Source organism: Holospora undulata HU1 (assembly GCF_000388175.3).
GTDB classification, from domain to species: Bacteria; Pseudomonadota; Alphaproteobacteria; order Holosporales; family Holosporaceae; genus Holospora; species Holospora undulata_A.
The window spans coordinates 1-10,983 of the sequence record NZ_ARPM03000141.1; the positions used below are offsets into that span (position 1 = coordinate 1).

A 10,983-nucleotide genomic window follows, 5' to 3' on the forward strand; every position below is an offset into this window, starting at 1 on the left:
ATACGTAAACGGCATCATAGTGGTGTTGATAGGCAAGGCAATCTGCTCCATATCACCACGGTTCATAAGGCCAATGACACAGGTGCTGGGTGCAGAGTTTTTAAGGAAGCGGTGCAAAAAATATCCTAAATTAAAGGGAGTGTGTGCAGATGCGGGATATAGAAACCCCATGGAGGAATTTGTAAGAAACAGTATTGAATAAAACTATAGTAATCTCAGAGCATATATCTCAAGGATGGGCCATACTTCCAAAATGTTGGATTGTCGAAAGGACATAGGATAGCTAAATCATTTTCGAAGGGTATCTAAAGATTATGAAATTGCCATAGCGACTGCTGAAAACATAAGTATGATAGGCCCATTCCATGATCCTATTAAAGGATAGCTAAATCATGAATACAGGTTCTAAAAGCTGAGAGTTTGAGTTGACCCCACTAAAAAGAAATTTTATAATGATTTGCAAAAGGTGCTGTGGGTCAGATATGTCTTGTGTTTCTTTATTTTTGTATAATCGTTTTTCCCAAAAAAAAGAAGTATTCTCTCCGATTAATCCAGAAAAGATAACTATGTATGTTTGCGGACCGACGGTATATGGGCCAATTCATATAGGAAATGGGCGCTCTATTGTGGTGTTTGATGCATTATTTAGGGTTTTGCGATACCTGTTTCCTGAAGTTGTTTATGTTCGAAATATCACTGACGTAGATGATAAAATCAACGCAGAAGCACAAAAATTGGGAATTCCTATCAACGAGCTTACTAAGAATACCATTGCTCAATTTCATCAAGACATTAATAAACTTCATGTTCTTCCAGTTAGCGTTGAACCCAAGGCCACTTGCCATATTTCCCATATGATTGAAATTATTAAAAAATTATTAGACAAGGGGGTTGCTTACTTATCTAATGGGCATGTGTTATTTGATGTTTTAAAAGATCCTTTCTACGGAAGTCTTTCTGGTGCACATAAAGAAGAAATTTTAGCAGGAGCCCGAGTTGAAGTTGCCCCTTATAAACGCAATCCTCAGGACTTTGTGTTATGGAAACCAGCAATAGAAGACCATGAGTTTTGGCCTTCTCCTTGGGGGAATGGTCGCCCTGGATGGCATACAGAGTGTTCTGCCATGAGCTTGGAATATTTAGGTACGACTTTTGATATTCATGGCGGGGGAGCAGATCTTTTATTTCCGCATCACGAAAATGAAAACGCACAAACTAGAAATGCGTTGGGGGTAGAACATCCTGTAAAACATTGGGTTCATAATGGAATGTTAATGGTTGAAGGGCAAAAAATGTCAAAATCTTTAGGCAATGTTTTGTTGCTTAAGGATGTTTTAGCTCAGTTTCCTGGGTCGGTCGTGCGTTGGGCGCTCCTTTCTTCTCATTATCGTCATACGCTGGATTGGAATTCCTCTTTGTTGCACCAGGCAACTCAGTGTATGGAGCATGTTAATCGAGTTTTAGAACTTCCTTGGGATGGAAAGCATTGCCTGGATGCAGATTTTTTAGCTTATCTGTGTGATGATTTGAATACACCAGGGGCATTGAATGCATTGCACCTTTTAGCAAAACGCGCATTACAAGATCAGAAATGGGTTTCTAGTGTGCATACCTGCGCAAATTTTCTTGGAATTCAAAAAATTTCGTCATCCTTAACGCTAGAGATTTCAAAAGAAATAGAGGATCTTATTAAAGAGAGAACGCAGGCTCGAGAGGAAAAAAACTTCCAACGGGCAGATGAATTAAGACAAAAGTTAGAAGATTTTGGAATTATCATCCAAGATACGCCTCAAGGCACGCTCTGGCATAAAAAGATATAAGGATTAGTCTTTCATGTTCAAAAAAAAAATTTTAAAGATAGGGGGAGGGGTTCTTTTTGCTTTTTTGGGAGGAAGTTATCTAATCGTGCATTTTGGAGGATTTGTGCTTCCTTCTTCCAAGAAAACTACAATAATTCCACTTCATCCCATTAAATCTTCTAGTGTTGGAGTGTACGTCATAAATCTTGACGCTTCTAAGGCTCGATGGAACCAGATACAAAAGCATCTTTCTAGGTTTTCTTTTTCGGTCCATCGTGTTTCTGGAATTAACGGAAAAATTTATCCCAAATTACGTTACGATGGACGCATTGTCAGTTTAGAAAAATATCGTCAATATTTAAAAGGAAAAGAACCTGGATTAGGAGAAATCGGATGCTATCTTAGTCATCGCAAAGCGCTTATCCGATTTTTGCGCTCTAAGTTTGAATTTGCAATTATTGTGGAAGATGATGTTAGTTTTAAGCCTGTCTTTTCTAAAATCATTGATGCATTAGTGGTGTGTAAAAAAAAATGGGATTTATGCAGTTTTGAGCTTCACCCCTTACAAAGTGGTTGGCCTATTTCTGTTCAATCTTTTTCTTTTGGTCCTCATTTGTGTGTCTACCTGAAAGAATCTTGGAGAGCCGGCGCTTACTTAATTAATCGTTGGGCTGCTCGACGCCTTTTGGAAAAATCTCTTCCTATGTGTCTGCCTTGGGATATGTATTATATGCGGTTTTGGGAGTTCAAAGACCCTTTAGGAAAAACAATGAAGTTTATGGGAATAGAGCCTAGATGTGTTTTTCAAACTTTTGGAGATTCAGACATTGAACAAGCAGGACCAAGACAAATAACTCATCCTCACAAGCAACTTAATAAATATCGCTGGACTGGACGTTATTTTTCTTTGTGTAGCCACCTTTCCCGGTTTTTGTACGGATTATCAACCTGGTGGAAGGTTTTTTGGACTAGAAATGAAATAAAAAAACGTTAATCATTTCGGGATCACCTTTACGAAAAGGAAGATCCTTTATTCTTTTTACCAAAGGTTCCCTGCATCAAAAGAAAACGAGTTAGAAAAACCATAAGCATCTGCCAAACTTCCTCGTGTAATATCTGTACTGGCGTAATGCAAGGCATAAGCAGAAACCAAGACGATCGAAACGATTCCAAAAACCCAGAGTAATAATTTTATTGTTGAATCAAATTTCATAAATTTTTTTTTTAGATCTTTATTAAAGAATATCTTATAAATGTAAAAATATTATTAATCATTTTTTTGTGAAAATATTTTTTTTAAAAGTTTTGCGCTTTCTTCGTGCACCATTCCATTTTCTAAAAAAGATTCAAATAAGTCTACAAGAATAGCATGGCTTACTGGCTTTCCAAACTTAACAAGAATATTATATTGAGGAACACTGGAGTTTTTCTTTCTAATCAAAAATAAAGTCGGATTTTCTATTTTAGATATAAATTCCTTTTCTTCTTCTAGTTTCAAATTGTTTTGCGTAAATATTTTTATATTAACAGAGTTCTGATCCACAAAAGATTGAAGAAATCCATCTATGTTGGCAGGACATAAGTTTTTTTACTTTTGGCGCGGGATAAAAACTCTTTCTCATGCCTTGTTTCTTCAAGATAATCTTTTTCTGAAAGCTGTGCAAGCGAAGTGAATGCATCAGTATGAAAATCAGAAGAACCACTAAGAGTATCTAGTATTTTTTCCTTCCTCGTATGCTTTATAGCACCCAGATTCTGAAATAAACTCTTGTATATTTTTGGAAACTTTTTTAAGAATTTCATAAGTTTCTTTCGGGGTAAGCCCTAAAGCGCGCTCTATGCAAGCAGTATCTTGGAAATCTGTAATTTGCACGTATGGTTCATCGTTATATTCATAAACTTTTGTTAGGGAAGATGATCTATTTTTATCTGCTCTCATTTTTTTTAGAATCTGCCATAGATTTTTCATATCAGATTCGTCTGCAATATCCGAAAGGGTTACTTTGTTTTTTGTAGAAAAAATGATTTTTTTCTATTGATTTCAAATGTTTTTTGCTCAACGTATTTTTTAGTATCATAGTTATGACTCGTTTTACCGTAACTGCCCCCATTAATCCGAAAAGAAAAATAAATGTTATTTTTTTTTACTTGTTTTAAAAACTGTCATTTTTTTTTATTTTAAAGTTTTACAATAATAATATTAAATTATTTTCATTAAAAAAAGAAAAATTTACTATTTTTCTTCGAATTTAAAAACTCCGTTTCATCTTGCTTCAATACATGCTAGAATGAAAAAAATACGGTTGGGATTGCAATGCTTGTGACACAAAGATTCCTTCTATTCCTGTTACGTCCTTTTAGTGTTATTTTTGTTCTTATAGTACTAATTGGGATTTATTTTCCATCTTTTTCTTCTATGTTTATGATTAATCCTTGGCTTAATGGAGCGATTTTTAGTATCACTTTATTAGGGTTGGGAATTTTGACATTTCAAATGTTTTTTATATACAAAGAGTTTAAATACTTGGAGGTACATCAACCACAAAAACTTAGAATTTTCCCTAATCCTTCTCTTCCATTTAGCTTTCCTATTCTTCAATGGTATCAAAGTGGCATGCATATTGATGTTCAGTTGCCGTTGGCTCAGTGTGAAAAGCGACTTGCTCAACGGCTTAAGTTTGGACAATTTTTAGCAGGGACTTTAGTATTTTCTGGGTTGCTAGGAACGCTTTGGGGGTTATCCCAATCAATTATCGTTATGGCAGATATGTTTCAGAACGTTTTTACCATAGAGCCAGGGAAAGGAGATTTTTTGATGGTAATCAAAGACTATCTTTCTGGGGCGCTATCTAAGATGGGGTTGGCGTTCAGCTCTTCTTTACTTGGGCTTGGGGGATCAGTGCTTGTTCACTTTTTTTTAGTTCAGCTTGGCACGCTTCAAGGTCAATGGTATGACCGAATTGTTCGCTGGGTTCAAGACAGTCTTAATAACAAGGCCAGCACAGAGCTAACGCGCAGAATAGGGCTAGACGAAGCTATCGCGCCAGATGTTATGCTTTCTCTTTTAAATCGAATACTTACCAGTTTAGAGGGATTTTCTGGAACCAACAAGGTGCAGCTTCAACGATGTCAAGATCTGACAGAGTGTTTTCTTTCGTTTAGCACAAAAGTTCAAGATCTTTCTGACTTAATGAAAGCTCAGCACCATATTTTGAATAAATGGGCACAAGAACAAATGAGCAGTAGACACGCACTGGAAATTATGGGAAGTAAATTAGAGGACTTAGGATTTTCTGGAGATGAGGCTACACGTCAGGCATTGACAAAAATAGCAACTTGTTGTGAATTTTTGGCGCGCAATAGTGGTTATGAAAATCCATCCAATACGGTGTCGTGATGACGGTTGTTTTGAAAGAAACTCCCATTATGGCTCAATACGGGAAAATCAAAGCGCAATACCCTGATTGCTTAGTATTTTTCCGTTTGGGAGATTTTTATGAGCTTTTTGATGAAGATGCAAAAATTGCCTCTAAAGTGCTTCAAATTGTTTTAACGGCGCGCCATAAAAATTCTTCCACCCCAGTTCCTATGTGTGGAGTGCCTGCTCATGCCAGCGATACTTATATTGCTAAGCTAGTAAAAGCAGGATACAAAGTTGCTGTGTGCGAACAGTTAGAAGATGAAGAGTCTAAAGATGTAAAAGGACCAATACACCGAGATGTTGTTCGCGTAATAACTCCAGGAACTTTAACAGAAGATACTTTGTTGGATGCTAAAGAAAATAATTTTTTAATTTCTTTGGTGCGATGTGATGTTGCAAAGTCTTCTGTATATGTGTTGGCGTATGTGGATATTTCTACAGGGGATTTTTTTATTCAATCACATCCTCTGGCAGAGCTAGAAGAGGCGCTTTACGCTTTAAATCCAAAAGAGATTTTAATTTCAGAGCCGCTTTGGAAAAATGATTCTATTCCATTTTTACTGAAATCTTGGAAGCACGCCGTAACGATTCTTCCTGAAAGTCGTTTTGAAATAGAAGGGTGTGAACACCGTTTAAGTATGTTCTTTCAAGTAGAATCTACCCAGGGGTTGGGATCTTTTTCCAAAGCAGAAATATGTGCAGCCGGTGTGGTGGTAGATTATGTGGTGTTGACTCAAAAACGCCAAACCTTAAAATTAAATCGCCCTAAACATCACCGTCAAGATCACTGGGTTCGTCTTGATGCTTTTACTCGTAAAAATTTAGAAATTTTTGAAACTTTTTCTGGCCCAAATCAGCATACACTTGCTCGTATGATGGATAGAACAGTAACAGCTTTTGGTGCACGTCTGTTAACGCACCGATTGCAGCACCCCACTCAAGATTTAGAAATTCTTAATAAACGTCTGGATAGTGTTGCTTATTTTTTGCAACACGATGAGAATCGTGCAGGAATTCAGGCACTTTTAAAAAATATTCCAGATTTGGAGCGTATCGTAACACGCCTTGTAAATGCAAGGGGGCACCCAAAGGAATGGTTAAGTCTTAGACAAGGGTTGGGGGTTCTTCCTCATTTAGAGTGTTTTTTAGAATCTTGTCCTCAAGAAATTCTTCCCCTTATTCCTCATCTGACTTACTACAATGATTTTTATGAAACTTTATGTTGTGCTTTTCAAGAAGAAGGGGGGGGGGACGGATGGATTAAGCCTCAGTACAGTCGTGAATTAGAAGCTTTACATCACATTCATCAAAATGCTGCTCAAATTTTAGAAGCGCTTCAGAGACGTTACATCGAAATCACTGGAATCAATAGTCTGAAGATAAAATATAACAGGATAATTGGACATTATATAGAAATTCCTCCCCATTCAATTTCAAAAATGCCTTTTGAGTTCACCTTAAAACAGACGCTTACAACTGGAGCAAGGTATACAACAGGAGAGCTATGTGATGTTGCTGCACAATTAGAAACTGCCGCACAAAAAGCTCAGATACTAGAAGAAGAGATTATTCAGAACTTTTCAAAATCTCTTTCGCAAATTCATGAAAACCTTAAACAAGCATGTGAGTTTCTTGGAATTTTGGACGTTTCCGTAGCACTGGCAGAGCTAGCGCATCAGCATCACTATACACGTCCCCACCTAGATCATAGCACAGTATTTCAAGTGGAAGGCGCAAGGCATCCTGTAATTGAATGGGTGTTTTTTCATCAAAATCAAAAAAAATTCATTGCAAATCATTGTGAGTTAACCCAAGAACAGCCGCTGTGGATGATGACAGGACCTAATATGGCTGGAAAAAGCACATTTTTAAGACAAAATGCGCTAATTGCTTTTATGGCACACGTAGGAAGTTTTGTTCCAGCAAAATTTGCCAAAATAGGATGCGTTGACCGTATTTTTACAAGGGTGGGAGCAAATGATGATCTAGCTCGAGGACAATCTACCTTTATGGTAGAAATGCTTGAAACTGCTTGCATCTTAAATCAGGCAACAAAAAGGAGTTTTGTTATTTTGGATGAAGTGGGGCGAGGAACTTCCACCCGAGATGGCCTAGCTTTGGCTTGGGCTTGTGTGGAATACATGGTAAAACATCTAAAATGCCGCACTTTGTTTTCTACCCATTATCATGAATTAGCAGCACTGAGTTATCTTCCCGAATTGCGGTTTTTTACTTTTAAGATTACTGAATGGAATGAGCAAATTATTTTCTTTCACGAGATAACAGAAGGGATTTCTGATCAGTCTTATGGGGTGCATGTTGCCCGTCTTGCAGGAATTCCAGAAGCTATTATCAGTCGCGCACAAGATTTGCTTCAACAATTTCCAGAACAGAAGTTATTTTTAAGGAACCAATCATGATAGTTCCTCATGTTTTAGTAGTAGATGATGATTTGCGATTATTAGATCTTATAAAGCGTTATCTGTGTCAAAATCATTATTGGGTTTCTTCTGCCCCTAAAGTATTTCACGCAGAACGCGCTTTATCAATTTTTAAATTTGATGCCATTATTTTAGATGTTATGCTTCCAGAAGAAGACGGGTGGTCATTTTTAGAGCGCAAGTGTGCTAATCTTCCCCCTGTTATTTTTCTAAGTGCCATGGGGGGGCCAAAAGAGCGTGTAAAAGGCCTGTCGTTAGGAGCAAAAGATTATATGATGAAGCCCTTTGAGCCTACTGAACTCTTGCTTCGTTTGAGAAATTTGATTTCCACAGAATGCGTACTACAACTTGGAGAGTACTGGTTAAATCTTAAGCAGAATTTAGTATATGATGCACACAAGCAAGTCGTTCCTCTTACAGAGCTTGAAAATAAAGTTTTGGTCTATATGGCGCATCATCCTAATGAAATCGTAAAAAGAGAAGAATTGATACAAACGTTTTTTAGTACAACTTCTAATCCAAGGGTTTTAGATGTCACTTTAAGTCGTTTAAGAAAAAAGTTAGATCCGTTTAATGCACACCCTGAACTTTTTTCTGCTATTAGGAACCAAGGATATATTTTGCAAATACGCACATAATCTTTTTAGATCTGGCTATGAAAAAGCAAAAAGTGGGAGAACGAACTAAGCCTTGAAGCTTTATTTTGCAGGGGCGTCACTGTATCCAAAAAAATGAATTCTGCACGGGCCATTAATAGTTAAAATTTGAGCTTTAGTATTAATTGTAAAAGATTTTCCTGAAAATACTCCGTATCCGCATTGACCTGAAACAGGATTTTTTCCAAAAATTTTATTTACTCCCAAATGAACAAACATATTTTGTGTCGTTAATTTGTAAAACAAGTCAGGTGAAGTATCATACAGCGTAACATTTTCAAATAATTCTAATTGATCTGGTAAAAAAAAAGATCCGTACTGGCTATTAATTTTCAGCTGATGGTGATGAGTATTTAATGTGGCATTTGGTCTTAGTAGTTGATAACACGTTGAATTTTTTGCGTCAGACTGATATTGAGCATTTAACTTTTCGGCAAAAAGCGTATAAGAATTATTTTTTTTATCTAAAGAAAAAATTTTTATTTTTTCGACATGATCACTTTTTACATTGCTAATTTTACAAGTGTTTTTACAAGTTTGCCAATCTTTAAAAAAAATTAATCCCATGCTTAGTGTTGAACCTAAAAATATTGACCACAGTCCCCATTTAAAGAATTTAGTATAAAAAATTTTTTGCACAATTTTTATAAGTTAAAAGCTTTTCTTTATTTTAATAAAAATATTCGACAAAATATAGAATAAATTTTATAAAATTTCATTAAAGTGAGTTTTAGCTATCATAATCCTTAATGCATTAAAAATTCATCAAAGAAAATTTGTTTAATTTAAAATCATAAAAGAAGTTTTTTCTTTAAAACTTTAAAAGAGTTGCGTTTTTTTTAAGAATCATATAGAATGGAAAAAATTTAACGTTTGGAGGAACGCCAAATGTTGTCAGAAAAACAATCTTTGGAAAAAGATACCGTTCGTGTTTTATTTTCTAATTCTTCAGAAAAAGAAGTGGTTATTTTGGGGGAAGTAGGTCAAACTATTTTCGAAGTGTTCAACGATCACAGAGATATATTGGAAGCTCAGGGAATTGATTTAGAAGGAGCATGTGGGGGGGCGTGTGCGTGTGCAACTTGTCATGTAATTATTCAAGACGAAACGCTGTTTAATTTGCTTCCTGATGCCAGTGTTCAAGAGGAAGATATGTTAGATTTGGCTTATGACGTTCGAAGAACTTCTCGGTTAGGATGTCAGGTGACGTTGACTAAAGACTTAGACGGTATTCGGGTTTTGTGCCCAACGGAAACGCGTCATTTAAAGGTGTAGTATTGGATTGAAAGAGGTGTCTTCTTTTTTAGGTTCCTTGGATGTAAGGAATTCTGGTGTCCATCTTATGAGGTCTCAGGGAAATTCTTTTTTACTTCGCATTACTTTTTCCGAAAATGTGGAGAAGGCTTTTTGTCTTACACAGTCAGTTTTAGAACTTTTTTTTTCATTGTGTTCCGTTTGCCCAGTAGATCAGTTTATTGAATTAATTTGTGATAACGAAACAACAAGGTGGCATATTCGGTTTTGGAATTGTAACGGAACTGTTGCTAAAGCTTGCGGAAACGGAACACGTTGTGCAGCACACTTACTGTATCGGTTAGGCTATTGCGGAGCTAAAATGACCTTTCATGGTCCAGTTGGGCTTTTAAATACGAGCATAGAGATGGGAATGCCCTTTTGTGATGAAGGTGACAAAAAAGTTCAAAACCTCTTTCAAGATGTTTCAGTACATCAAGGAAAGGGGAGGGGGATTTCTTTAAAATTTGCAGAGAAAAATTTTTCTAAAAAAGAGTGGGAGTATTTCAAACAAAACGACTCTTATATTGGCGGAGTAGATGTTGGAAATTTTCATCTTATTATTATTGGAAAAGAAGACCCTTTTCTATACGTCCGATTTTATCATGAACAATTTAAAAAAAATTTAAGTACTTATCGTGAAAATTTTTTTAATATTTCTTATGTTCGATACAAAACTTCTGGCAATGCGGATATTTCTACTTGGGAAAGGGGGGTCGGACCGACCCTAGCTTGCGGTTCTGCAGCGTGTGCAGCACTTGTGGCTTTAAGGAAGATTTACCCCATATCACAAGTGAGGCTTTATTTTCCAGGAGGCCCCATCAGTGTTTTCTATTGTGAAAAAAAAGGGTACGAGCACAAAGCGTCTTCTGTGTACGAACGATGTGTTTGTGGGGGGGGGGTAGTGAGATAGGATCAAGGATCTTTTACCTGGAAAACCAGGGGAGCGTTACAGCAAAAGATAGCCTCCTGTTTGTGAAGGCTGTTTTATACCGTCACCGTGCAGGAATTTCGTTTCCGGAGAGGTTTGGCGATTTTAAAGCTATTTATCACCCGCTTTACGAGGTAGAGCCAAAAGGGGGGATGGAACAGAGTATTTGAGACGCCGAAAAAAGACGACAAAACGACTGCGCGATGATCGATTTCACGATTGCGCGTGCCAACTAACACAGTGCTGGCTCTAAAAAAAGACGAAAACCAAGCTATTGGATGATTCGCTGGGAATTTAAGCGCTCAGAACCTATCTTCACAGTTAAGCCAACCGACGAATCAGTAGCATTGAATGGGAGATCATAACGTCGTGTTTTTCCGATTGAACGTCTATTTCATACTCCTTGGCTAATCACCTAAAATGATTTAGCCAGTCAATCAAA

12 protein-coding genes are annotated in these 10,983 nt (G+C 36.8%); 8 read left to right on the forward strand and 4 right to left on the reverse strand.

All coding sequences use genetic code 11. From position 1 onward, the window contains the following. Positions 1-73: 73 nt before the first annotated feature. The 3 genes from K737_RS11450 to K737_RS03835 all read left to right on the forward strand — a co-directional run bounded on the left by K737_RS11450 (position 74) and on the right by K737_RS03835 (position 2,793). Entirely contained in the window at positions 74-202 is a 129-nt protein-coding gene (locus tag K737_RS11450; protein ID WP_023490361.1) for a hypothetical protein, read from the forward strand. 280 nt (positions 203-482) lie between these two features. Next, positions 483-1,820: a cysteine--tRNA ligase gene (gene cysS, locus K737_RS03830; RefSeq protein ID WP_023490363.1), complete on the forward strand. Its 1,338-nt coding sequence runs from the start codon at positions 483-485 to the stop codon at positions 1,818-1,820. A gap of 13 nt (positions 1,821-1,833) precedes the next feature. Then, positions 1,834-2,793, forward strand: coding sequence for a glycosyltransferase family 25 protein (locus K737_RS03835; RefSeq protein WP_006288141.1), 960 nt, complete (start codon positions 1,834-1,836; stop codon positions 2,791-2,793). 45 nt (positions 2,794-2,838) lie between these two features. Here K737_RS03835 and K737_RS10075 read toward each other — a convergent pair whose 3' ends face one another. The 3 genes from K737_RS10075 to K737_RS09480 are packed head-to-tail and all read right to left on the reverse strand — an operon-like array spanning position 2,839 to position 3,602. Then, positions 2,839-3,012, reverse strand: a complete 174-nt coding sequence (locus K737_RS10075; protein ID WP_023490365.1) for a hypothetical protein — start codon at positions 3,010-3,012, stop codon at positions 2,839-2,841. A 54-nt stretch (positions 3,013-3,066) separates the two neighbouring features. Next, entirely contained in the window at positions 3,067-3,342 is a 276-nt protein-coding gene (locus tag K737_RS03840; protein ID WP_024161440.1) for a hypothetical protein, read from the reverse strand. Positions 3,343-3,362: 20 nt separating this feature from the next. Continuing rightward, positions 3,363-3,602, reverse strand: a complete 240-nt coding sequence (locus K737_RS09480) for a hypothetical protein (RefSeq protein ID WP_152531079.1) — start codon at positions 3,600-3,602, stop codon at positions 3,363-3,365. Positions 3,603-4,119: 517 nt separating this feature from the next. On the opposite strand from K737_RS09480, the gene K737_RS03850 reads away from it, so the two are divergent. The 3 genes from K737_RS03850 to K737_RS06840 are packed head-to-tail and all read left to right on the forward strand — an operon-like array spanning position 4,120 to position 8,299. Further along, positions 4,120-5,196: a hypothetical protein gene (locus K737_RS03850; protein ID WP_152531080.1), complete on the forward strand. Its 1,077-nt coding sequence runs from the start codon at positions 4,120-4,122 to the stop codon at positions 5,194-5,196. Further along, complete coding sequence (gene mutS / locus K737_RS03855) at positions 5,196-7,640, forward strand: DNA mismatch repair protein MutS (RefSeq protein ID WP_006288136.1); 2,445 nt, start codon at positions 5,196-5,198, stop codon at positions 7,638-7,640. Before K737_RS03850 ends, mutS begins: the two co-directional genes overlap by 1 nt. Further along, on the forward strand, positions 7,637-8,299 hold the full coding sequence (locus tag K737_RS06840; RefSeq protein ID WP_006288135.1) for a response regulator transcription factor: 663 nt from the start codon (positions 7,637-7,639) through the stop codon (positions 8,297-8,299). Before mutS ends, K737_RS06840 begins: the two co-directional genes overlap by 4 nt. Positions 8,300-8,359: 60 nt before the next feature. Here K737_RS06840 and lptC read toward each other — a convergent pair whose 3' ends face one another. Continuing rightward, positions 8,360-8,884 (reverse strand): LPS export ABC transporter periplasmic protein LptC, encoded by a 525-nt coding sequence (lptC, locus tag K737_RS03860; RefSeq protein ID WP_152531081.1) that lies wholly within the window; start codon positions 8,882-8,884, stop codon positions 8,360-8,362. 321 nt (positions 8,885-9,205) lie between these two features. On the opposite strand from lptC, the gene K737_RS03865 reads away from it, so the two are divergent. Together K737_RS03865 and K737_RS03870 are read left to right on the forward strand one after the other, a co-directional pair. Beyond that, positions 9,206-9,592 (forward strand): 2Fe-2S iron-sulfur cluster-binding protein, encoded by a 387-nt coding sequence (locus tag K737_RS03865; protein WP_023490372.1) that lies wholly within the window; start codon positions 9,206-9,208, stop codon positions 9,590-9,592. Between the two features lie 7 nt (positions 9,593-9,599). After that, the gene (locus K737_RS03870; RefSeq protein WP_023490374.1) at positions 9,600-10,523 is read left to right on the forward strand and encodes a diaminopimelate epimerase; all 924 of its coding nucleotides are present in this window, start codon (positions 9,600-9,602) and stop codon (positions 10,521-10,523) included. Positions 10,524-10,983: the final 460 nt, after the last annotated feature.